22 protein-coding genes and 1 pseudogene are annotated in these 21,691 nt (G+C 66.9%); 18 read left to right on the forward strand and 5 right to left on the reverse strand.

The features are described 5' to 3' along the window. Positions 1–32: 32 nt before the first annotated feature. From C8271_RS14495 to C8271_RS08585, 7 genes and pseudogenes are all read left to right on the forward strand, one after another. Positions 33–488, forward strand: a complete 456-nt coding sequence (locus C8271_RS14495) for a helix-turn-helix domain-containing protein (protein WP_366127971.1) — start codon at positions 33–35, stop codon at positions 486–488. Between the two features lie 207 nt (positions 489–695). After that, positions 696–1,781, forward strand: a complete 1,086-nt coding sequence (locus tag C8271_RS08560) for an ArdC-like ssDNA-binding domain-containing protein (protein ID WP_106506941.1) — start codon at positions 696–698, stop codon at positions 1,779–1,781. Further along, positions 1,778–2,698: a bifunctional DNA primase/polymerase gene (locus tag C8271_RS08565; protein ID WP_106506942.1), complete on the forward strand. Its 921-nt coding sequence runs from the start codon at positions 1,778–1,780 to the stop codon at positions 2,696–2,698. Before C8271_RS08560 ends, C8271_RS08565 begins: the two co-directional genes overlap by 4 nt. Positions 2,699–2,715: 17 nt before the next feature. Further along, complete coding sequence (locus tag C8271_RS08570; RefSeq protein WP_106506943.1) at positions 2,716–3,528, forward strand: DUF2637 domain-containing protein; 813 nt, start codon at positions 2,716–2,718, stop codon at positions 3,526–3,528. Further along, positions 3,525–4,070, forward strand: a complete 546-nt coding sequence (locus tag C8271_RS08575) for a hypothetical protein (RefSeq protein WP_245921056.1) — start codon at positions 3,525–3,527, stop codon at positions 4,068–4,070. The genes C8271_RS08570 and C8271_RS08575 overlap by 4 nt, the downstream gene beginning before the upstream one ends. A gap of 99 nt (positions 4,071–4,169) precedes the next feature. After that, entirely contained in the window at positions 4,170–5,054 is an 885-nt protein-coding gene (locus C8271_RS08580) for a hypothetical protein (RefSeq protein WP_170957840.1), read from the forward strand. After that, positions 5,051–5,764: pseudogene (locus tag C8271_RS08585) on the forward strand (ParB N-terminal domain-containing protein); the annotation flags it as partial. The gene C8271_RS08580 and the pseudogene C8271_RS08585, both read left to right, overlap by 4 nt. 16 nt (positions 5,765–5,780) lie before the next feature. Here the strand turns inward: C8271_RS08585 and C8271_RS08590 are convergent. Next, positions 5,781–7,316 (reverse strand): IS1634 family transposase, encoded by a 1,536-nt coding sequence (locus tag C8271_RS08590; protein WP_106506945.1) that lies wholly within the window; start codon positions 7,314–7,316, stop codon positions 5,781–5,783. Between the two features lie 300 nt (positions 7,317–7,616). Here C8271_RS08590 and C8271_RS08595 point away from each other — a divergent pair, with 300 nt between their 5' ends. Genes C8271_RS08595 through C8271_RS08610 form a run of 4 tightly spaced genes read left to right on the forward strand, consistent with a single transcriptional unit; the run spans position 7,617 to position 10,530 of the window. Then, positions 7,617–7,883, forward strand: coding sequence for a hypothetical protein (locus C8271_RS08595; protein WP_106506946.1), 267 nt, complete (start codon positions 7,617–7,619; stop codon positions 7,881–7,883). A gap of 48 nt (positions 7,884–7,931) precedes the next feature. Then, a complete protein-coding gene (locus C8271_RS08600; RefSeq protein WP_106507979.1) occupies positions 7,932–8,630 on the forward strand; it encodes a hypothetical protein in 699 nt (232 codons plus the stop codon). A gap of 7 nt (positions 8,631–8,637) precedes the next feature. Next, a complete protein-coding gene (locus C8271_RS08605; protein ID WP_245921057.1) occupies positions 8,638–10,257 on the forward strand; it encodes a M23 family metallopeptidase in 1,620 nt (539 codons plus the stop codon). 6 nt (positions 10,258–10,263) lie between these two features. Then, positions 10,264–10,530 (forward strand): DUF6112 family protein, encoded by a 267-nt coding sequence (locus C8271_RS08610; protein WP_096883451.1) that lies wholly within the window; start codon positions 10,264–10,266, stop codon positions 10,528–10,530. On the opposite strand, the gene C8271_RS08615 is transcribed toward C8271_RS08610, so the two are convergent. Further along, positions 10,531–11,583, reverse strand: coding sequence for a hypothetical protein (locus C8271_RS08615; RefSeq protein WP_138774546.1), 1,053 nt, complete (start codon positions 11,581–11,583; stop codon positions 10,531–10,533). It abuts the gene before it with no gap. A gap of 210 nt (positions 11,584–11,793) precedes the next feature. Between C8271_RS08615 and C8271_RS08620 the strand changes: the two genes are divergently transcribed. The 3 genes from C8271_RS08620 to C8271_RS08630 are packed head-to-tail and all read left to right on the forward strand — an operon-like array spanning position 11,794 to position 15,146. Then, entirely contained in the window at positions 11,794–12,114 is a 321-nt protein-coding gene (locus C8271_RS08620; RefSeq protein ID WP_036925045.1) for a DUF6112 family protein, read from the forward strand. Between the two features lie 45 nt (positions 12,115–12,159). Then, positions 12,160–13,662: a TrbL/VirB6 family protein gene (locus tag C8271_RS08625; RefSeq protein ID WP_034375237.1), complete on the forward strand. Its 1,503-nt coding sequence runs from the start codon at positions 12,160–12,162 to the stop codon at positions 13,660–13,662. Continuing rightward, complete coding sequence (locus C8271_RS08630; protein WP_106506947.1) at positions 13,659–15,146, forward strand: SCO6880 family protein; 1,488 nt, start codon at positions 13,659–13,661, stop codon at positions 15,144–15,146. Before C8271_RS08625 ends, C8271_RS08630 begins: the two co-directional genes overlap by 4 nt. An 18-nt stretch (positions 15,147–15,164) precedes the next feature. Here C8271_RS08630 and C8271_RS08635 read toward each other — a convergent pair whose 3' ends face one another. The 3 genes from C8271_RS08635 to C8271_RS08645 all read right to left on the reverse strand — a co-directional run bounded on the left by C8271_RS08635 (position 15,165) and on the right by C8271_RS08645 (position 16,950). Then, positions 15,165–15,521: a DoxX family protein gene (locus C8271_RS08635; RefSeq protein WP_034375235.1), complete on the reverse strand. Its 357-nt coding sequence runs from the start codon at positions 15,519–15,521 to the stop codon at positions 15,165–15,167. Then, complete coding sequence (locus tag C8271_RS08640; RefSeq protein ID WP_052127035.1) at positions 15,518–16,111, reverse strand: TetR/AcrR family transcriptional regulator; 594 nt, start codon at positions 16,109–16,111, stop codon at positions 15,518–15,520. The genes C8271_RS08635 and C8271_RS08640 overlap by 4 nt, the downstream gene beginning before the upstream one ends. Before the next feature lie 83 nt (positions 16,112–16,194). Further along, on the reverse strand, positions 16,195–16,950 hold the full coding sequence (locus C8271_RS08645; protein WP_096883455.1) for a hypothetical protein: 756 nt from the start codon (positions 16,948–16,950) through the stop codon (positions 16,195–16,197). A 115-nt stretch (positions 16,951–17,065) separates the two neighbouring features. Here C8271_RS08645 and C8271_RS08650 point away from each other — a divergent pair, with 115 nt between their 5' ends. Genes C8271_RS08650 through C8271_RS08665 form a run of 4 tightly spaced genes read left to right on the forward strand, consistent with a single transcriptional unit; the run spans position 17,066 to position 21,667 of the window. Continuing rightward, positions 17,066–17,860 carry a hypothetical protein gene (locus tag C8271_RS08650; protein ID WP_034375231.1) on the forward strand — a complete coding sequence of 265 codons (795 nt, stop codon included), beginning with the start codon at positions 17,066–17,068 and terminating at the stop codon, positions 17,858–17,860. Next, positions 17,857–19,341 (forward strand): ATP-binding protein, encoded by a 1,485-nt coding sequence (locus C8271_RS08655; RefSeq protein WP_106506948.1) that lies wholly within the window; start codon positions 17,857–17,859, stop codon positions 19,339–19,341. Before C8271_RS08650 ends, C8271_RS08655 begins: the two co-directional genes overlap by 4 nt. Next, positions 19,341–19,889, forward strand: a complete 549-nt coding sequence (locus tag C8271_RS08660) for a hypothetical protein (protein WP_052127034.1) — start codon at positions 19,341–19,343, stop codon at positions 19,887–19,889. Before C8271_RS08655 ends, C8271_RS08660 begins: the two co-directional genes overlap by 1 nt. Beyond that, positions 19,886–21,667, forward strand: a complete 1,782-nt coding sequence (locus C8271_RS08665; RefSeq protein WP_106506949.1) for a TraM recognition domain-containing protein — start codon at positions 19,886–19,888, stop codon at positions 21,665–21,667. Before C8271_RS08660 ends, C8271_RS08665 begins: the two co-directional genes overlap by 4 nt. Positions 21,668–21,691: the final 24 nt, after the last annotated feature.

Here is a 21,691-nt window from a genome sequence, read left to right on the forward strand (position 1 = left end):
GGTCTTCGGAGGCTCCCATGAGTCGCAACCGCATGGGGTCTCTACGTCAAGTGGCGGAGCCTGACCCTGCTGAGATTGCTGCATCACTACTCAACGACCGGCCGGAAGTGCAATGGACTCTGGAGTCACTGGCAAGAGAGGTGCACATTTCGCCGTCTCAGTTGGGTAGAGTTTTCGCGCGACGGTACGGGATCAGCCCGATGAAGTACCTGACGCGGGTTCGCTGCGTCCAGCTCGCGACACTGCTCGCGCGCAGCCGACGTCCTGTCGGTGAACTGATGCACGAAGTGGGATGGCGCAGCCGAGGCAATGCTGCGCGACAATTTCGACGCATCACTGGCCTCCTTCCTACTGAGTACCGTGACCAGTCTCAGCAACGCGCTCGGCCCGTCACACCCCTCACTGACGGGTACGCCAAGTGCCCGCGCTGTGGCCAAGAAGTCGAGATCGCTTCAGTGTTGATGATTCCAAACGCCGCTTCCTTGTAACGATTCTGCTCATCTTCGGAAGCAACGCATGGCCTGATCTCAGCGCACCTGCTAGGCCGGGTATGACACGTCGGGTTCGTTGGGTTCCTGACGGTCACTGTAGGGGTTCCTTGTTGTCCGTCTTCTAGTGCTGGTGGTTCCGGCGTACCTGATGGTCACCGGGTCGGTTCTTCGACCCGGTAGACAGGTTCGCGGAAGGAGACCGGCATGGCAACCTCGGGCAAGGATGCTCGGGCGGCGCGGGAGGCGAAGCTTGATGCGCTGCATGAGCGGCTGACGGGTGCGGTCGAGCAGCTGGTCTCCGGTGAGGATTGGGCCCGGGCGTTGGCGTTCGCAGCCCGGTTCCGAGCACGGTCGTTCGCGAACACGATTCTGATCTTCACCCAGCATCAGGAGGCCTACGGCCTGGGTCTGGTGCCGGACCCAGTGCCGTCCCATGTCGCCGGGTATAGGCAGTGGCAGCAGTTGGGTCGCCAGGTCTCCAAGGGGCAGCCGGGATATCAGATTCTGGCGCCGGTGACGGGACGGTTCGCCTCAGCAACCCCGCAGGATGCTGAGTCGTGGCGACGCCTTGGGAAGGGTGAGAAGCCGCGTGCGGGTGAGACGGTGCGCACGAAGATGGTCGGCGTCCGCCCCGCCTACGTCTGGGACGCCTCCCAGACCACTGGCGAGCCGATCCCTGAACCGCCGGCTCCGAGGTTGTTGGAGGGGCAGGCTCCTGCCGGGTTGTGGGAGGGCCTCGCTACACAAGTCGACACGGCCGGGTTCGAGCTGCGGCTGGTTGCGGATGCGTCGGAGATTTTCGGGGCGAACGGACTGACCGACTACAGCAACCGGGTGGTGTCGGTGCGTGCAGACATGGACCCGGCAGCGCAGGTGAAGACCCTGGCCCATGAACTCGGCCACGTCCTGTTGCATGGCCCGGACGCCAGTGAGGCGCGGCAGCATCGTGGGATCGGTGAGGTGGAGGCCGAATCGGTCGCGTTGATGGTGGGTGCCGCGCATGGCATGGACACCTCCGGCTACACCGTCCCATACGTGTCGACGTGGGCGGCCCGAGTGGAGGGCCAGGACCCGGTCGAGGTGGTCAAGACCACCGGGGAACGGGTCCGCAAAACCGCGCTGGGGATTCTAGAGCAGCTCGACACCACCCAGGTCGGCAACGGCACCCCGCCCGGTTTGGAACGCGACACCCCCACTCGCGAACCCGCGACACGGCAGGCCCCGGCTGCACCGGCGGTGTCGGAGCCGATGGAGCGGATGGTGTCGGGACGTGAGGCGGTGGCGCTATGAGCCGTAACCTCTACCACCTCGCCCGGCTTCTCGCCCCTCGCCAAGATCGTCTGCTGGGGCGGGTGGCGAGTGATCTCGCATCAGCGGGGGTGCCGGTGTTTCCGTGCGTGCCCGGGCAAAAGCGACCGCTCACGGCCCGTGGGTTCCACGACGCCACCACCGACCTCGCCCAGATCGAGCACTGTTGGACGCGATGGCCGGACGCGAATCTCGGGCTGCCGACCGGGGCGGTCTCCGGTGTCGTGGTCGTGGATATTGATGTCCGCGAGCACATAGATGGCCGGGAGAGCATGCGCCGCGCCCTCGATGCGGGGCGGGCAGGTGTGCCGGTGTTCACGGTGGTCTCCCCCTCAGGTGGACGGCATGGCTACTACCCGGCCACGCCGGATGTGGTGCAGCGGTCGTGGCAGGCTGCCCGGGCCGGTGTGGATTTCCGCGGGGATGGCGGCTACATCGTCATCCCACCCTCACACACCACTGCCGGCTCATATCGGCTGGCGACGGTCCGGCAAGGGGCGGCGGCCGGGATCGACAGTGACGCGCTCCGGGACTTCCTCGACCCCCGCCCCGCTCCGCGACCGCGCACTGTTCATCGGAGCATGGCTCAGAGCGAGGCTGGGGTGGTGGTGTCGCGGCTGGCTGCGTGGGTGGCGGGTTTGGGTGAGGGCGAGCGGAATCGGGGGTTGTTCTGGGCGGCTTGCCGGGCCGCGGAACACGACATCACACCTGCCACGGCGGTAGATGTGCTGGGCGCGGCTGCCGGTGAGGCGGGGTTGGGGCCGCGGGCGATCGCGACCACCGTGCGGTCGGCCTACCGCACCACCCACCCCACCACGTCCACAGCATCCAGGCCCACCGAACCAGCGGAGGCGGCGTCGGTGCGGGTGCCGGTGGGTGCTGGTTGGGGGCTGGCGTGAGGGCGCGGCGGTGGGCGGTGCGGACGGCGGTCGCGGGGACGGTGTTCATCGCGATCGGGGCGTTCTGGCTGTCCTTCACCTCTCTGGCTGATCTCGCGGCCCGTTCGGGCATCGGGGCAGGTCAGGCGTGGGCGTGGCCGCTGATCGTCGACGGGATCATCGTGGTGGCCACCGTCGCCGTCGTCGCTCTGGCTGGGCAGAAGGCCGCTTGGTATCCCTGGGCCCTGCTGATCGGCGGTGCCGTCGTCTCGGTCACCGCCAACGCCCTGCACGCCATCGTCGCCGCCGACGCCGATGTCCCGGCCTTGTTGGCAGCAGCGATTGCCGCGGTTCCGCCCGTGGTGCTGCTGGCGATCACCCACCTCACCGTCATCCTCACCCGCGCCACCAGCCCCGAGACGCAGTCCGTGATGTGGCAGACCGTCACCCAACAGAACGACCAGCCCACACCCGGTCCAGGACCGGGCATCGAGCCTGGTGCACCGGCGGCACTCCCCCAGGCCGACAGCAGTAATTCGGCCCGTGTGGATGATGAGCCGCCGACCTCGCCTGAGCCAGAACCCGCCCCTACCGGACACGTCGAGCAGCCGCGGCCCGAGTACGAGCCGTCCTCCCCGCCAAACCCCGAAGAGGAGAGCAGGTCAGACACTCCTGCGGCTGGGGTGGGTCGGCGGGAGCGGGCTGCCGGGTTGCGGAGTGAGGGGTGGTCGAACAAGCAGATTGCCGCCGAGCTGGGCGTGCATCCGTCCACGGTGGGCCGCTGGCTCACCTCCCCAACAACGAGGAGTTCTGAACCTGACACCAATCCATCGATGAAGGAGGAATCATGAGCGCCCACGAACACGAGCACGACCGCTCCGAGCCGCCGGTCCACGACGACTACGGCCCACCCGATCCCGAAGAACGCGCCCTGACCACCCCCGACCACCCCACCGAGAACCTCGACCAGGAGACGGTGAGTGAGCGAGGCGGTTTTGTCCCACCCAAGGCGCCGGTGGAAGAGCTCGATGAGCAGCTCGCCCCCGACATCGACGGAGCAGACGCTGGTGCTCCGGGGCTGGGTGAGGGTGCGGAGGAGGTGCCGGAGGCGGTCAAGGCCCGCACCGCCCGGACCACCAGCCGGCCTGTGGGTCGGCAGGTGGGGCGGGGTGTGGAGTGGGTGCGTCCGACCGATCTGATGGCCCGGCGTGGCGCCACAGTCGCTGGCCGCGGCATCCACTTCCAGACAGCGCTGAGCCAGAAAACCCGCCACGGCATCACGGTGGGTGCGCGGCGGATCGGTGATCGGGCTGGACGGTTGGCGCCGTTGTCGGCCTTCGGCCGGGGCCGGGCCCAGTCGGTGTGGGGTCGGTCCGCGGTGGGGATGAGTTGAGCGTGGTAACCAGCAATGACGAATCTCGCCAACACAACGACACCGCTGCTGCCGATGTCTGGGGTAGGGGTGCGCACCTGCTTGTCAGGAGGCATCACCATGACCCACACCACAACACCAACCACCGGCACCGCTGAGACCGGGAGCTCGTCGACAACGTCGTCGACACCCCACCCCGACCGTACTGACTTCCGTACCAGCGAGGGGCTGCGGGCCTTGCTGGAGCATCTGGCCGAGCACGGATGGCGCGACAATCCCCAAGCCAAAGAGTTGCTGGAGTTTGCGGCGGAGCGGTTCGCACCCTTGGCGCGCAAGCACGGCCTGGACGTGTGGGAGGCCGCGTCGGCGGCGTTTGATGTGATGCGCACGCCGGCGGCAAGGAAGGCCGCGGATCCGTGGGCGGTGGTCACGCATGCGGTGCGGATCACCTGCATCTATGAAGAACGCGCCCAAGGGCTCCTGTGTTCAGTCCACCAGGCCCGCCGCGCCCACATCTCCGCCCACCACGACCCCGAACGGTTCTCCGACCGCGAAACACCCCTGTACGAATACCATCCCGCGTTCCAGCTCACCGACCCCCACCACCACGACCAGCAGGAGGACGTGGATGCGGGCGTGCAGGCAGCAGTCGCGGACGCGACCGGTTTGTTCGTGCTGCTGGGCTGGCCGGAAGCCTCCGCTCGGGCAGGGGTGGATCACGTCACCAACGCCCTGGCCCGGATCGGGTCTCGGCGCGGCACCTACGAAGCCTTGCGGCGCGACAAACATGCTCGCGCCCTGCTCGGCCTTCCCGCCCCAGCCTGGACGTGTCTGCTGAGGGTTCTGCTGGGCCACCCCGAACCTGCCTACGCCACCACGACGGCTGGGCGCGGGATCCTGCTGCGTCTGCTGCTCGGGGAGTCCCTGGCGGACCTGTTGGGTGATGACGCCCTGGTCGCCGCGATCGTCCGTGCCGTCCCGGGGCGGGAACGGGTGCGGTCATGAGTACCCCGGGGCACATCGAGCTGGACCGCACCGTCGACTCCCTACATGTCGGCCGACGCCACCGCGCCGACCTGGGTGACATCGATGCGCTGGCGGCCTCGATTGAACGCGATGGGTTGTTGCAGCCGTTGACAGTCAGCCCCGACGGGGTCCTGATCTGCGGGGCACGACGGCTGGCCGCGATCAAGCAGCTCGGCTGGCGCACCGTCAACGTGTGGGTACGCTCCGGTATCTCCGACCGTCTCGGTCATCTGCTGGCCGAACAAGACGACAACGTCCTGCACAAGCCACTGACCGCGCTGGAAGCCGCCGCCCTCTACCGCGAACTGAAATCTCTCATGGCCGAGGATGCTGCGCGTCGCAAGGCCGCGACCCAGTTCCGCAGCGACAACCAGCCCGGAACAGACGGTCCCGGAAATTTTCCGGAACCGTCGGGAGCCACCGGTGAGGCTCGGGAGCAGGCTGCCGGAATGATTCCCGGTGGGGCCTCGTACAAGACGCTGGACAAGATCGGCTTCCTCGAACAGGCCGCCACCGATGAGACGCTGCCCGAACACGTCCGGGCCGCGGCGCAGCGGGGGTTGGAGGAGATCGACGCCGGCAGCCCGGTCCATCCGATCTACGAGACCATCCGCGCACACGCCGCCAGCCCCGGCCCGGGCGATGAGGCGTTGCATCAGGCCGCGGCCGACGCCCTCGCCCGCATCCGACCTGACTTGGACCTCTTTAGTGTGTCACTCGGTGCAGGATGTGTCGGGCGTCGTCGGTGAGTTCGGGGCTCGCGGTGATCGTTTGCCCGGCGATGCTGATAGTGACGTCCTGGAGGGGACGGAGTGTCCGGATGATCTTGCGGATGCTGAACCCGGTCACTGCTTGGAGGTGTCTCGCGATCGCCAGGGCCGTGAACACGATGGTGAGGTGGGCTTCGATCGCGTCACGGGTGCGATGGAACATGGGCCTGGCCTGCAGGTCTGTCTTGCTCATCCGGAATGACTGCTCAACATGCCACAGGTCGTGATAGCTGGAGACCACCTCCGCCGCCGGCATCGTGGCGGCAGGAATGTTCGTGACGTAGCCCTTCAGCCCGACCAGACTTCGTGCCCGCTTAAGCGAGGCTGTATCGAGGGACCGGCCGCTCGCGGTGGTCTTCACGAATCTGGTCGACTTCACAGACGCGTCCCCGTCGATCACGGCTCGAGCCCGGTTCTCCGGCGCGGTGAGGGTGTGATTGTCGCGGGTGGCACGCTTGCTGCGGTAGCTCCAGATGGAACGCCAGTGCCCGGGATGCTCCTCTGCGTCCCAGACAGGCTCCTTGCGGTGCTTCGTCGTGGAGGGTTTCGTGTTCCCGTGGCGGGGCGTGATGGTATCGATCAGCTGTCCGTCGGTGAATGCGTCCCCGTTCCAATGGAAGTGATTGGCCAGGTCACCCGGGGCTTTCGTCTGTCGTGAGCCGACGATGAACTTCAGGTCCGCTTCGTCGAGCTCGCGCAGGTTGGCCGCCGAGAGCATCCCGGCGTCCGCGACCACGACCATGTCAGCGAGGTCGTTGCGGGCCTGGAACTGGCGGATGATCGGGACGATCGTGCGGGTTTCAGCATGGTTCCCCTCGAAGCAACCGATCTCCAGCGGGAACCCGCCCCGGTCCACGAGCAGGCCGACCACGATCTGCGGATCCACGCGGCGTTCCTTCGAGTAGCCGACCTTCCTCAGCGCGTCCTCGTTCTCCGCCTCGAAATAGAGCGTCGTGACGTCGTAGAGCACCAGCGAGATGACGCCGCTGGTCGCGGCATGCTCGAAGCACCTCCTCGCGATCTGGCCGCGGTAGTCGTTTGTGGCGATCCGGGCCAGGCAGCGCTTCATCGTCGAGCGATGTACCGGGGCGATCCCGACCTCCGCCAGCACTCTGGCGGAGTCGCTCATCGAGGTCGGCTCGATCAAGCGTGCGGCGACGAGCTGGAAGAATGCTTCATCACCGATCGCCGTGAACCCCAGCCCCGCCCACGCGGACTGCAGCGTCTCCAGCAGCAGCCGGGACTGCTTCGACGTGATCGTTGCGGGGCTCGTCGACGTTGCTGTCCCCAGGTCGAGGACGCCCTGACCAGCGTTGATCTTCTCCCGACCCGCCTGCATCAGGCCGGCGAGCTCGGCTTCGGTATGAGCCGACCCAAGATGCTCCAGGACCACATCCCGACGGTTCCGCCGCTCAGCAATCTGCACAGCCGTCGCCCCCGACGCCGTCCTCACCTTCCGCAGGAACACCACCCGCTTAGTGTGTCACTCCACACAGGCGCGAGCCGCCCACCAGCACCGATACACCCGCAACCCCAGGGAATACCCCAGAGAGGTCCAAGTCAGGTCNGTCGCCCCCGACGCCGTCCTCACCTTCCGCAGGAACACCACCCGCTTAGTGTGTCACTCCACACAGGCGCGAGCCGCCCACCAGCACCGATACACCCGCAACCCCAGGGAATACCCCAGAGAGGTCCAAGTCAGGTCCGATCCGGTGACAGACGGAAGCCCGCTCCGGTCAAGAAGCCCAAGAACGACAGTGAGGATGCGCCGGTGCAGTACCCGGTGCGGGCGTTTGTGGTGACGTGGACCGAACTGGATCGGTGGTGGACCCACTACGACCCGGCTGTGCTCGCCGTCGAACTCACCGACGAACAGGTCGCCACGTTCCTGCGCGTGATCGAACACACGGTCGCGTTTGCCGACGCCCTCCAAGCCGCCCTCACCAACCCCGACGACACCACCGCCGCCGCCTCCGGCTCTGTCGATGAGAGGGATGACGGACCGGCGGGTGGGCGTCCGCAGCTGCGCGCCATCTAACCGCCTCCGTCTGCTGGTGTGTGGGGTGGGTGGGTGCACCTGCTGGGCATGGACACTTCTGATCGTTCGTCGCGTCGCCGGCTCGTGCTGATCGCTGCCGGCTCGGTCACGGCCCTGGTGTGTGGGGTCGGGATCTACGGCCTGGCCACCGGACCCCACACTCCCACCAGCACCCCGGGCACGTCACCGACCATCACCACCGGCCCGTCACCCTCCTCGACCACCACCGCCACGGCGAGTCCTTCAGCATCAGAGGCGCCGTCGGTGCCACCGGTGGCGCGGAGCGCTGATCCGGAGCAGTTCGCTCGCAATGTCGCGACCACACTGTTCGCGTGGGACACCACCACCGGGCTGCTCCCGCTGGACTACACCTCCGCGATCCTCGCCGTCGGGGACCCCAGCGGCGCCGAACAAGCCGGCCTCGCCACCGACGTCGCCGCCTACCTGCCCTCGCGGACCGCCTGGCAGGACCTGCGTGAGTACGGCACCAGTCAACATCTGACAATCGACCGCGCCTACATCCCCGACCAGTGGGGCGAAGCCGTTGCCCAGGCCCCCGAGGGGCAACTCGCGCCCGGCACGGTCGCCTACACCATCGAGGGCACCCGGCACCGCACCGGGACCTGGAACGGTGAACCAGTCACCTCGGCCCACCCTGTGGAGTTCACGGTGTTCGTGGTCTGCGCGCCGACCTACGACACCTGCCACCTGCTGCGCCTGTCACAGCGCGACAACCCACTGCGGTGACCCGGCCGTGAAGAAACTCGCCGTCATCGCTACCGTGCTCGTGCTGTTCAGCCCCGCCCTGCTCCTGCTGGGGGTTGGGATGATGTTCAGCCCCGGCGCCAACGCCTCCTGCACCACCGCAAGTGCTTCAGGCCCCGGGGTGGTGGGGCCCGTACCTGACTCACTGGACGTGACGACCGCTGACGGGCAGACCTTCACGCTGAACACCACCCAGCTCACCCACGCCGCCACCATCATCCAGACCGGCTCCCAAATCGAAGGGGTCACGCGTGACGGGCTGCAGATCGCGCTCATGGCCGCCCTCACCGAGTCGAATCTGCGGATGCTGGCCAACACCAGCGTCTACCCCGACTCCGGCACCTATCCCCACGACGGGGACGCCTCCGACCACGACAGTCTCGGCCTGTTCCAGATGCGACCCCAAGCCGGATGGGGCACCGTCCCCGACCTCATGGACCCCGTCTACCAGGCCCGCGCGTTCTTCGGCGGACCCACCGGCCCTAACCACCCCTCACCCCGCGGCCTGCTCGACATCCCGGGCTGGCAGACCCTGTCGAAAGGTGAAGCCGCCCAAGCCGTCGAGGTGTCGGCCTACCCCGACCGGTACGCGAACTACGAGCCCGTCGCCGAACAGATCCTGACCACACTCACCACCCCCAGCATCACCAGTCCACCATTGCCGGAGACCGGGCGTGTGGTCTTCCCGCTGCCCGAGGGCACCTGGGTCGCCACCTCGCCGTTTGGGATGCGCGTCCATCCCATCACCGGGGAGAACAAGCTTCACACCGGCGCGGACTACTCCGCCCCCGACGGCACCCCCATCCTCGCCTCCGCCGACGGCATCGTCACGCACGCCTCGATGTCCGGCGGGTACGGCGGGCTGATCATCATCGAACACACCATCGGCGGGCAGAAGATCGCCACCGCCTACGCCCACCTGTGGGAGACCGGCTTTCACGTCAACGTCGGCGACACCGTCACCGCCGGACAACACATCGGCGATGTCGGCTCGGCCGGCTACTCCACCGGCACGCACCTGCACTTCGAACTCCGCCAAGGGGGTAGCGACGGTGAGTTCACCGATCCCCAGCCCTGGCTCGACCAACACACCACCGGCAACCTCCCAGCCCCCACCACGCCGGTCGAGCAGGAAGGCTGCAACCCGGCCGCGACGCAGCCCGCGCCGCCCCAAGGACCCGATGCCGGGGACCCGGACCGCAAGGTCGATGACCCCACCACCGACGGACAGATCACCGCCCGTATGCTCCACGTCTACACCCAAGCCCTCACCGCCTACCCCGACAGCTCCTGGGCCTGCTACTCACCCCGCCCCGGCACCAAATCCGAACACCCCCTCGGACGAGCCTGCGATGTCACCTTCGGCAACGCCATCGGCACCCGCCCCACACCCCAGCAGCTCGAAACCGGATGGGCGCTGACGAACTGGCTCAAAGACAACGCCGAAACCCTCGGCGTCGAGTACCTGATCTGGCAAGGCCAGATCTGGTCCCTCGCCCGCGACGCCGAGGGTTGGCGACCCTACAACGGCGGTGGCATGCACGACCCCAACGATGTCACCGGCGGCCACTACGACCACGTCCACATCACCGTGAAGGAAGGCAGCTGAACACTCGTGAACATCTACCCTGACTTCGGCGCCTTCGGTGACAACACCACCCTCCACAACGTGATCGGTGCCCTGCTTACGTTCGTCCTCGTCACCGCCGTCCTCACCATGCTCATCTCCGGCATCACCTGGGCCATCGCCACAGCGAACGGCAACCACACCACCGCCACCAAAGCCCGCACCGGACTCCTCGTCGCCCTCGGCACCGCCGCCCTCGCCGGCGCCGGCATCACCTGGCTCAACTGGCTCATCCACCTCGGCGACCAGCTCTGATTAAGTGGCGCGGGCGGTCGTGTGTCTTACCTTTTCGGATGGAGCGGCGATAGGTCGATGGGGTGCCCGACGCGCTGCGCGGACAACGAATTCTGGGGCGTCGATTAGTTGCACAGTCGCCGCAAGGTGGCCACTCCATGACACCGGGTCTGCGGCCGGATCGATGGGGATCGCATGACGCACGCTGTCGATGAGGTTGGCGGGAAGGTGCGCGGTCGCTTCGTGCAGAATCTGCATTTGTACTTGTTCGCGCTCTGTGGTCATGGCGGGTCCGCGGCGCCGCTGGAGCCGAGTCAGTGCGTTATCAGGCTCCGTGATCTCGACGGGTTCGGTCGATGCAGTGAGGAGTCGCTCGACGGCTGACGAATGCCATGCGGGGACGATGTCAGTGGGAGTCGGGACCCTGATGCCTTGAACGGCCTCGATCGCGCTCCGTCCTAGGGCCAGTGAAATGCTGCCGGGGTCTTCATGAGCGTTCACATAGCGCACAGCGTCGATTCCAGGAGCGCACACATCATTCAGGGCGGCATCTCCCATGAAGTCGACTACTTCTGGACCACATCCGTTTTGAAGGACGATGTCGGTGCGCAGAGTAACGCGGTACAGGAAGAATGTTTCACCGGCCCCGCTTTGATCGTGAATCCTGCGGAACATGTTATGCACGGCCGCCTCATAGGTACCGATGTGGAGAGCCTTGGTGCGCTGCCGTGCTGCCCAGCGGGCGACAGCGGTATCGCCACCCATGCGTAGTCGCGTGGCTTCATCCAAAGACGCTGCCGGGTCGAAGTTCTCAGAGGGCCAGTCCGAATGGGTCGAGGTGTGCCACCACGACAGGGCTGGAACCTTCCCGTCGTCAAGCGCCGGGTCCGCCGGGTGCTCCACAACCTGGGTGGCGGCTTCCGCCGAGCTATCCACACCGCAGCCGGGACAGGACTCGCCACCACAGGCCCATCGTTCAAGCCAGTCATCGTCGAAGTCCTGCCGATGGCCGCATGCTGCGCACTGCGTCTGCCGCAGGCGATAAAAGTTCGGGCGACGATCCAACAAAGGCATGCCCCATATTCTCCCTTCCTCCAGCGACACAGCAGGCGCCCGACGGTGTGCTCGCACCTTGCCGCACGTGTTTGCACGGGCGCTCGTCTGGCAAAAAGGGCGCACCTGACAGGCAGACCTCTCTTGGTTGCCTGCCCTCCCGGTCACGTCCTGGCAAGGCAGGTCCCCGTTCGTCCTTCTGTCTGTGAGGAGCTTGCTGTGTTTGATCTGATGAGCTGTGTTGTGCCGAATCTGTCGTCTCTGCCGGTGATGCTGCCGATGGAGGTGGACATCACGCCGAATGATGATGGGCTGCCGGGGATCGCGCAGCTGCGCAACATCGTGGGTGCGGTGATGACGATCGGGCTGATTCTGTCGGTGCTGGCGCTGATCATCTCCGCGATCGTGTGGGGCTTCGGCGCGAACTCGTCCAACCCGCACCTGGCCGGCCGCGGCAAGGTCGGTGTCCTGGTCTCGTGCGGGGCGGCGATCATCTGCGGCGCTGCGGTCACGCTGATCAACTTCTTCTGGAATGTCGGCCAGTCCGTCTGACCCCTACCCAGCCGTTCCAACCCGCGTGTGTGAGGAGTGATTGCGGTGGGTGTGTGTGATCTGCCCGTCATCTCAGGTGTCTGCGAAACCGCTGGTGAGGCTGCCGCCTCGTTGGTGTCGGCCCCGTTCGACTGGCTGGCCCAGGCCATGGGCTCGGCCGCGGGCTGGTTGTTCGAGGCCGTGTGGAACGTCTTCGATGCCACCACCCTGGTCGACATCACCAGTGACGGATACCTGTCGGTGTACAACCTGCTGTTCGGCATCGCGGTGTTCGTGATGCTGCTGTTCTTCTGCCTCCAACTCATCACCGGCCTCATCAGACGTGACCCCACCGCCCTCACCCGCGCCGCCCTCGGCCTCGCCAAGAGCGTGTTGGGGTCGTTCGTGGTGATCACCCTGACCGGGCTGCTGTTGGAGGTGGTCGACCAGCTGTGTGTCGGGATCGTCCAAGCCGCCGGGGAAACCACCGAATCTATGGGCGAAAAGATCACGATCCTCGCCGGTGGACTAGCGGGGATCAACATCGCCGCCCCCGGGGTCGGGGCGATCATCACGATCTTCCTCGCCGGGCTCGCGATCACCTCCGCGGCGATCGTGTGGCTGTCGCTGCTGGTGCGCAAGGCGCTGCTGCTGGTCGCGATCGTGTTCGCACCCCTGGCCCTGTCGGGCTCGTCGTGGGATGCCACGAGGGGGTGGATCAGCAAGTGGGCGATGTTCGTGGTCGCGCTGATCTGTTCCAAGCTCGTGCTGGTCGTGATGTTCCTGGTTGCGATCACCCAGGTCGCCGCGCCGATTGATGGGGACCTGTCCTCGATCAGTGACCCGCTGGCCGGGGTGGTGCTGATGGCGATGGCCGCGTTCGCCCCGTACCTGACGTACCGGTTCATCAGCTTCGTCGGCTTCGACATGTACCACGCGATCGGCGCCGAACAAGACGCCAAGAACTCCCTCAACCGCCCCATCCCGCTACCGGAACGCCAGCCGGGCAACCCCCGGCAGGTCCTCGACGGCAGTGGCGGTGATGGCAACGGTGGTGGTGGGAAGCAGCCGGCGAAACCGAGTACCCCGAGCCCCTCCGCATCCCAGGGCGGAGCCGAAGACGGAGCTGGCACTAGTGGGGCGGCCGGGGCTTCCGGATCGGGTGCGGCCTCGGGTGGGTCTGCTGCCGCTGCGGGTCCTGCTGCGGCTGCGGCCGTGATCGGGGCACAGGTGGCCAAGGATGCCGCCATCGCGGGACCGAAAGCCGGCGCCGAACTCGGTCAGCAGGCCGAGACCGCGGCAGACGCCGCCGACCACACCCCAAGCCCCAACGGAGGCGGAGGCAATGGTGGGAGTACTCCGCCGGCGCCTGAGCCCGGTGGGACGCCGCCACAGCAGGGCACTCCGTCGGCCGGTGCGGAGCCCACACCGGGGTCACAGCCACAAGCATCGGAGTCGTCCTCGCCAGGTGGGGGTGAGCAGGTAGCGCCGCCCGCCCCGGTGCCGAACCCGCCGCCCGCCGACAATCCGCCACCGCCGCCGAGTGCAGGGAAGGAGCCGCAGTCATGAGCCGCCGCAACAAGAACAACAGCCACGAACCGGATGCGACCGGTTCGGAGTTGGTGCCGGTGAAGTTCTCCCGGCTCACCCGCCGCGGCATCCTGCTTGGCCTGTCCTCGGCCCAGCTGGTCACTGTCGGGATCGCGATCGCCACCATCATCACCGCCCTGTATGCCGGGGGCGGGATGTGGCTGGCCTACACCGCCCCCATCTGGGCCACCGCCGCCCTGCTCACCTGGGTACCTGTCGCGGGACGCCCGGTCATCGAGTGGGTGCCGGTGGCCGGCTGGTGGGTCTATCGCACCACCATCGGACAACTCCTCTACCGGCGTCGCATCGTCACCCCACGCCCCGCCGGAACCCTCGCCCTACCCGGCGACCAAGCCCGACTCCGCGAATACGAGGACCCGACCACCGGGGCGGGCATGATCCACGACCCCCACCAGAACACGCTCACGGTGGTCTGCGAGATCACCCACCCCGCATTCGTGCTCCTCGACCCCGCCGAACAAGAACGCCGCGTCACCGCCTGGGGCCGCGTCCTGGCCACCGTCTGTCGCTCCGGCAGGATCGCCACCCTGCAGATTCTGGAACGCACCCTGCCCGACTCCGGCACCGGACTGGCCGAATGGTGGACCACTCACGGCCACCCTGATGACACGAGCTGGGCTGCCACCACCTACGCCGAACTCATCGACCGCGCCGGACCCGCCGGCGAACGCCACGCCACCACACTGTCCATCTCCCTCGACATGAAGAACGCGGCGAGGCAGATCCGCACCGCGGGCGGCGGTATCCGCGGCGCCGCCGCCGTCCTGCGTCAAGAGATGAACACCCTTACCGCCGCGCTCCGCTCGGCCGACCTCACGCCGTCCGGTTGGCTTACCCCCGGACAGATTGCGGTGATCCTGCGCTCGGCCTACGACCCCGCCATCGCCGCCACTTTGGAACGCCACGGCCAGATCGGCCACCAGCTCGCCACCGCCGGCCCCGTCGCGGTCAACGAGACCTGGGGTCGTATCCGCACCGACTCCGCCCACCACGCCGTGCTGTGGATCAGCGAATGGCCCCGCTCCATGGTCTACCCAGGTTTCCTCTCACCCATCCTGCTCTCCAGCGGAATCCAACGATCGTTCTCCCTGATCTGCACCCCCATGCGGTCCGACCAAGCCGCCCGCGACATCCGCAAGAAGAAGGTCGAGCACATCTCCGACCAAGCCCAACGCGCCAAAATCGGGCAGATCGAAGACGCCTCCCAGACGGCTGAGTACCACGATGTCCTCCAGCAAGAAGCAGACCTCACCGCCGGCCACGGCATCCTGCGCTACACCGGCCTGATCACCGTCACCGCCACCACGATCGAAGACCTCGACGCCCACGTCGCCGCCCTCGAACAAGCCGCCATCCAAGCCAACTGCGAAACCCGACTCCTCGCCGGACAACAAGCCAAAGCCTTCACCGCCGCAGCTCTACCCCTGTGTCGGCAGGTGTGAAGGGTCGGCGGGTTCCGGCTAGAGGAAACTCAACGCCAGGGTGACGCAGGACAGTGCCAGCATCCCCAAGCAGTTGACCCAGAAGGCCGATCCGGTCGCTCTTGCTCGGATGTGGGCTGCGGCTGCGCACAGGAAGTAGGCGATGACCCCGCTGTTGGCTGCGAAGGCGAGTCCGGGGATCCAGATGCCTGCGATGAGCCCGGCTGCCGCAAGTGTCTTGACGACGAGCAGGGCCCACCACCACTCCTCGGGGAAGCGAACACTGTGGAGACAGTCGCGGATGAATCGCACCGGCCGGATCGACAGCGCCACATCTACAAGGAGGACGGTGGCCAGAAGCGCTGGTGGCACCCACCAGGAAGGAAGCAAGATCATGAGTCGCCTCCCTCATGGGGGCAGATCGCCGCGAAGACCTCGCTCAGCTGAGCCAGAAACTCCGATGCGGATCTCTCCGGGGTGGCCGACCAGATGAACAGGCTTCCGATGTACGCCGCGTGGAGCGCTTCAGCACGCCCGCGGGTCCCCATCGGCCCTGAGCATCCGCAGGCGGTCATGAGCTGTTCAAACACAGCGATCAACCGCCGCGCGAGGTCGGCGAAAACCACAGAGGAGTGCCGCCCGCCCACCAGGATCGAGGCGTAGGCCTGGGCAAGATCACGACGCTCTTCGAACAGCACCACGAATGGTTCCACCACGGCGACTGCGTCCGTGCCACACCAGACGTTGCCACCGAGGACTTGCGTGTCAGCAAGCTGCTGGCGTTCCTCGATGAGGCCGTCGAAGAGTTCTACGAGTAGAGCTTCCTTGTCGCCAGCCGCCATGACGGTCCCGACACTCACGTCGGCTTCTCGGGCAATGTCGCGCACAGTCGTCGCGAGGAACCCGCGCTCCTCGAACAGCCGGGCCGCGGCCTGCAACACGGCGCGGCGCGTCGTCTGACGCGCCTCAGTCCTAGCAGTGACCACTTCCACCTCCTGAACATGTTCACTGAACATGTTCAGTATACATGCGATGGCAGCACAGTCGAGGCGCGCCGGTCGTGCACTTCTCAAGAAGTAGGGATGGCACCGGTGGGGGCTTCTCGTTCTGCCCGTCTCTGGGCGATCCTTCGCTGGGTTTCATAGTGCGCATCAGACTCAGTGGAGAACAGCCACGTACCGAGACCGAGTGCTGGCCCGATGATCACGAAGACCAAGGCGAAGACTGCCATGGCGACAACAGCACTGCCACGAGCGAACAGCCACCAAAGGCCACGTCCAACAGGCGCAAGCAGGTCCTGCATCCATAGCTTCCGGGCAACCGCGTAGACGACGAGCAAGGCGACCGAACAGAATGCCATGATCGCCCCGAGAGCCAAGCTCGTGGAGCGCAACCAGTCAATGCCCCACTGCAATGAACCCAGTTGCACAGCGATCACCAGGAGAATCCAGGTCGTGCTCGCTGCTCGTGCACCGAACAGGCCCGCAGCCTGAGAATCGACATAAGACTCGTTACGTCGTGCGTTAAAGAACGGCATCACGAGCATGAGAAGCACGGCAACACCTGCCACCTGCACAAGGGCGTGACTTGACTGAGCATCCGGCTGAGCAAGGAACGAAGGGAGGTCGGATTCGAGCCAGGCCCCGACCCTCGGTACCCCAACCGCATTGAACAGGTCAGCGAGAACCTCACTGGGGCGCTGCTCGCGAACGTACGCGGCGATCGTCAAGATGCCAGCGACGCATCCGACATGTTGGTAGATCAGATCACTGTTGGTCTTCCAGTCCTTGATGAGCCCGGGTAGGGCTTTGACTGCTTCGATCACGTCTTCTCCTCTCTGAGCTGCCTTCAGTCTGGCGGCCACCTCTGACATTTCCCGCGTGCAGCCGAGCGCACCTCCCTCGTAGGCAATCCGCCGCTGCGTAGAGAGGACTGTTGGGATGGCGACGTTTGTTGATCCGGTGGCTGATGCTGCTGAGGCCTATGAGGGGTTGCGTGGGTTGGCGCACGCGACTCGCGCGTTTGAGGATCCGGTTGACATGTACCGGGTGTTGGGTGAGGTGTCGGGGTCGGTGCGGCTGTTGCGGCAGGTGCTGGACCAGCTGTCTCGTGCTCATGCTGATCACCGCGATATCGCGTTCACCGATGACCGCGCGCCGGCGGAGGCGGTGGCGTTGGCGGCGGCGGATGAGTTGCATCAGGCCGCCGACGGGCTGGATGAGGTCGCTGATCGGGTGATGCGCGCGCACGAAGCGTCCGGTCGGATCGCCTGGCACACCCACACCAGCTCTGAACCGGTGCGTTCGCGGCGGTGGGTGAATGTGGTGTTCCTCCAGGGCAGTGAGGCCGATGAGGTGCTGGAGCTGATTGATGTGGAGGGGGTGCAGGCGGGGATTGCGCATCTGGCGCAGTGGGACTTCGGCGACGAAACCACTGGCGCGGCGTTCGTGAATGGTGAGGTGTACGACGAGCTGCCGGGTGGGCAGTGGGATCGCAGCTTCGAGGCCAACGGGTATGTGCTGATCTACAACCCGCAGATGGGGTATGTCGGGCTGGTCCGCGAACACCCCGACACCGTCCCTGACCCCAGTTACGACGAGGACGTCGTGGCGGCACGGGACGCGTTCAGCGGGGTCACGTCCGAGTCTCCGCGTCGTGCAGCTGAGGGCACGGATTGGTTCGCGCCCCCGACGGGCGGAGCAGCAGCATCGTCTTCGGTGGGGCGGTCGCTGTGAGTGGCGAGAAGGAACGGCTGCACGCTGCGGTGTTGGTGTCCCCGGCCGCGGAACGGCGCAAAGCTCGTAAGGCCCGGCGTCAGGCTGCGGCCCGGTTGCAGGCTGAGCAGGCCAGGGTCGAGCGGGAGGCGGTGAAGGCGAAAGCAGCGGCGGAACGGGAGGAGCGGAAGGCGACGACGTTTCTGCCGGCGGCTGGTGAGGCGGGGTCGGCGGCGTTGCGGTCGCCGGGCCGGTTGCGGTTGCCTCGGCATCAGGACACCTCGGCCACGTTGGCCGGGGCGTATCCGTTCATGGCCGAAGGCGGTCTGGGGTCGGATGGGGTGTTCGTCGGGCAGGACCTGTATTCGGGTGGCAGTTTCGTCTACGACCCGTGGGTCCTCTACGCCCGCGGGATCATCACCGCCCCGAACCTGGTGCTGGCGGGGATCGTCGGATCGGGCAAGTCGTCGTTGGCGAAGTCGCTGTATACGCGGTCGTTGCCGTTCGGGCGCCGCGTCTACGTCCCCGGCGACCCCAAGGGCGAACACACCGCGGTCGCCGAAGCGATGGGTGGGAAGGCGATCGTGCTCGGCCACGGCCTCCACACCCGCCTGAATCCCCTGGATGAGGGCCACCGCCCCGGCGGGCTCACCGACCAAGAGTGGGCGAGCACCGTCGCCTCCCGGCGCCGGGACCTGATCGGCGCGCTGGCCGAAACAGTGCTGGCGCGGGGGCTCACTCCGTTGGAGCACACCGCGATCGACCTCGCCCTCACCGCGACGGTGGCGGAGAACGAGGTACCGATCCTGCCCATGGTCGTCGACCACATCCTCACCCCCAGCCACGACCCCGACGGGCGCCTGGCCGAGGACGGGCGCCTGGTCGGCCACGCGCTGCGGCGCCTGGTGGCTGGTGACCTCGCTGGCCTGTTCGACGGCCCCTCCACCGTGGCGTTCGATCCGGATCTGCCGATGATCAGCCTGGACCTGTCGCGGGTGACGGAGAATTCCACCCTCATCAGCGTGTTGATGACCTGCAGTTCGGCGTGGATGGAATCCGCGCTGCTGGACCCGAACGGTGGGCAGCGGTGGGTGATCTACGACGAGGCCTGGCGACTGATGTCCCATCCAGCGTTGTTGAAGCGGATGGATGCGCATTGGCGTCTGGCCCGGCATTACGGGATCGCGAACATGCTGATCTTCCACAAACTCTCCGACCTCGACAACGTCGGCGACGAAGGCTCCGCCATGCGCTCGCTGGCCAACAGTCTGTTGGCGAATGCGGAGACGCGGATCGTCTACCGCCAGGAATCCGACCAGCTCGGCCCCACCGCCACCGCCCTCGGCCTGACCGGAACCGAACAGACCCTGCTGCCAAACCTTGGCGTGGGTCAGGGGCTGTGGCGGATCAAGAACCGCTCGTTCGTGATCCAGCACCAGCTCCACCCCGGCGAGCTGGAGCTGTTCGACACCAGCAGCCGCCTCACCGCAGGAGTCAAGTAATGCCCAAGCTTCCCGCCCTGAGACACCGCCGCAACAACGCGAGCGAGTCAGTGCCGGTGGTGTTGCGGCACGTGGTCATCACCGTCGACATCACCGGCACCCTGACCGTGACCGTCGACCAACAGCCGCATCTTCCGCCGGCCGGTGAGGTGTGGGGTCGGAGTGACTTCGCAGCCATCCTCGATGACCTCACCGAGCAGCGCCATATTCCCGTGCGAGTGGATGTCTATGAGTCCGACGGCAGCCACTTCACCGACATCATCCACGCCCACCGACCACGCCGAACCCCCGAACCCGAGCCAGACACCCCAGCCCCTGCCGACGAGGAAGCCGCCACGGGTGATCCTGAACCTGAGGAAGCAAATCGGACGGCGGAATCGGAGCAGTTGGTGGGGTTCCTGCCCGGTGAGACGGTGCTCCTCGCCCAGATCGTTGAGGAAGTCGCGGCGGATGAGAACGGCACCATCACCCCACCCGACACAACCGTGATGCCGATGGTGGTGGTCGGGCGGACCTCGGGGACCCTGATCGTGCAGGAGACGCGATGAGTACCTCGCAGCGGCAGAGTGGGTCGATGGGTGAGGAACTGACCAACGCCGCCCTCATCGGCCTCATCGCCCTATTCCTCCTCACCCTCGTGCTCCGCGCAACCGGGTCGGTCGCCGCGTTCCTCACCGGAGCACCCCAGCCCACAGCGAGCTGGGCCGCCGGCGCCGGGGTGTTGTTCAACCCCGGCGACCCCGCCGAAGCCCTCGCAGCCCCTGGCCTGAACTCGGTCGCCTACTGGGTCACGACTGTCGTGGTGCTGGGCGGCATGGTCGCACTCGCGGGCTGGGGATGGGTCGCCTGGCGGCGCCGTTCCCACGCTCAGGAGGTGGATCCGCATCGGTTGGCGGGCACAGCGACGCGGCACGAGGTCGCCCAGGTCGCCTCCGAGAAGGCCCTTCTGAAACGGGCCTCAACGTTGCGGCCGTCGTTGGCTGATCCGACGCCGGGTGAGGTGGGGTATCGGCTCGGGACCTCGAAGGGTGTCGGGGTGTGGGCGAGTGTGGAGGACTCGATCCTGCTGATCGGCCCGCCCCGCTCCGGCAAAGGCCTGCACATCGTCATCCCCGCCATCCTCGACACCCCCGGCCCCGTCGTCACCACCAGCACGCGCCCCGACAACCTCACCGCCACCCTGCGCGCCCGGCAGCGTCGTGGCCCGGTGGCGGTGTTCGATCCCCAGCACCTGGCCGAAGGGCTCCCGGCGGGGATGCGCTGGTCACCCGTCCGCGGCTGTGAGGATCCGCTGACGGCGATGATCCGCGCGACCGGGCTGGCGTCTGCCACCGGGTTGTCGGCTGGTGGTGTGGAGTCGGGTGGGTTCTGGGAGGGCAAGACCCGCACCGCCCTCCAATCCCTCCTCCACGCCGCGGCGTTGGACTCTCGAAAGCCGGCGGATTTGTTCCGGTGGACCCTCGATCCCGCCGCCGCAGCCGAAGCCGTCGCGATCCTCACCAACCACCCCAATGCAGCAGCCGGATGGGCCGACTCGCTGGGGGCGATGATCGACGCCGATCCCAAAACCCGCGACTCCATCTGGCAAGGCGTCGCCCTCGCCCTCGGCGCCCTCGCGGACCCCCGGGTCCTCGACGCGGTCACACCACTCGAGGGCGAGACCCCCTTCGACCCCGAGACCTTCCTGCGCGAGTCCGGAACGCTCTACTTGCTCGCCACGGGTGCCGGCGCCGGGGCGTCGGCCGCGTTGGTGGCGGCGTTCATCGAAGACCTCATCGAAACCGCCCGGCGTCTCGCCGCCCGCTCACCCGGCGCACGCCTCGACCCACCCCTGCTGCTCGCGCTTGATGAGATCGGGAACCTCGCGCCGCTGCCGTCGCTGCCGACGTTGATGGCCGAAGGTGGCGGGACCGGGATCACCACCCTGCCCGTCTTGCAATCGCTCGCCCAGGCACGCGACAAGTGGTCCGATCACCAAGCCGGAGCGATCTGGGACGCCGCCATCGTCAAACTCATCCTCGGGGGCGCCTCCAACAGTCGCGACCTTCAAGACCTCACCACCCTCATCGGCGAACGCGACGAATACACCGACTCCGTCACCCTCGGTGACCACGGGACCAGGTCGAATCAGCGCTCCGTGCGGCGGGTGCCGATCCTGCCACCGGACCGCATCCGCACTCTCCCCTTCGGCACCGGCGTCACCCTGCTGCGCTCCGCGCCGCCGATCATCACCGACCTGACCGCCTGGCCCACCCGCTCCGACGCCGACACCCTCAAACGCGACCGCCGCGAACTGGAACAGCTCCTGCAGATCCCCCGTGCATGACCGGGGTCGCGGGGTGCACCTGAC

It is taken from the genome of Brachybacterium timonense (assembly GCF_900258505.1).
Taxonomy (GTDB): domain Bacteria; phylum Actinomycetota; class Actinomycetes; order Actinomycetales; family Dermabacteraceae; genus Brachybacterium; species Brachybacterium timonense.

Bases quoted from the DNA above. Each gene is read 5' to 3' on its own strand.
- C8271_RS08560 (WP_106506941.1), top strand. From the start codon at position 696: ATGGCAACCTCGGGCAAGGATGCTCGGGCGGCGCGGGAGGCGAAGCTT.
- C8271_RS08615 (WP_138774546.1), bottom strand. From the start codon at position 11,583: ATGCCTTTGTTGGATCGTCGCCCGAACTTTTATCGCCTGCGGCAGACG.
- C8271_RS14495 (WP_366127971.1), top strand. From the start codon at position 33: ATGGGGTCTCTACGTCAAGTGGCGGAGCCTGACCCTGCTGAGATTGCT.
- C8271_RS08660 (WP_052127034.1), top strand. From the start codon at position 19,341: ATGCCCAAGCTTCCCGCCCTGAGACACCGCCGCAACAACGCGAGCGAG.
- C8271_RS08630 (WP_106506947.1), top strand. From the start codon at position 13,659: ATGAGCCGCCGCAACAAGAACAACAGCCACGAACCGGATGCGACCGGT.
- C8271_RS08650 (WP_034375231.1), top strand. From the start codon at position 17,066: ATGGCGACGTTTGTTGATCCGGTGGCTGATGCTGCTGAGGCCTATGAG.
- C8271_RS08565 (WP_106506942.1), top strand. From the start codon at position 1,778: ATGAGCCGTAACCTCTACCACCTCGCCCGGCTTCTCGCCCCTCGCCAA.
- C8271_RS08600 (WP_106507979.1), top strand. From the start codon at position 7,932: ATGGACACTTCTGATCGTTCGTCGCGTCGCCGGCTCGTGCTGATCGCT.
- C8271_RS08575 (WP_245921056.1), top strand. From the start codon at position 3,525: ATGAGCGCCCACGAACACGAGCACGACCGCTCCGAGCCGCCGGTCCAC.
- C8271_RS08580 (WP_170957840.1), top strand. From the start codon at position 4,170: ATGACCCACACCACAACACCAACCACCGGCACCGCTGAGACCGGGAGC.
- C8271_RS08635 (WP_034375235.1), bottom strand. From the start codon at position 15,521: ATGATCTTGCTTCCTTCCTGGTGGGTGCCACCAGCGCTTCTGGCCACC.
- C8271_RS08665 (WP_106506949.1), top strand. From the start codon at position 19,886: ATGAGTACCTCGCAGCGGCAGAGTGGGTCGATGGGTGAGGAACTGACC.
- C8271_RS08620 (WP_036925045.1), top strand. From the start codon at position 11,794: ATGAGCTGTGTTGTGCCGAATCTGTCGTCTCTGCCGGTGATGCTGCCG.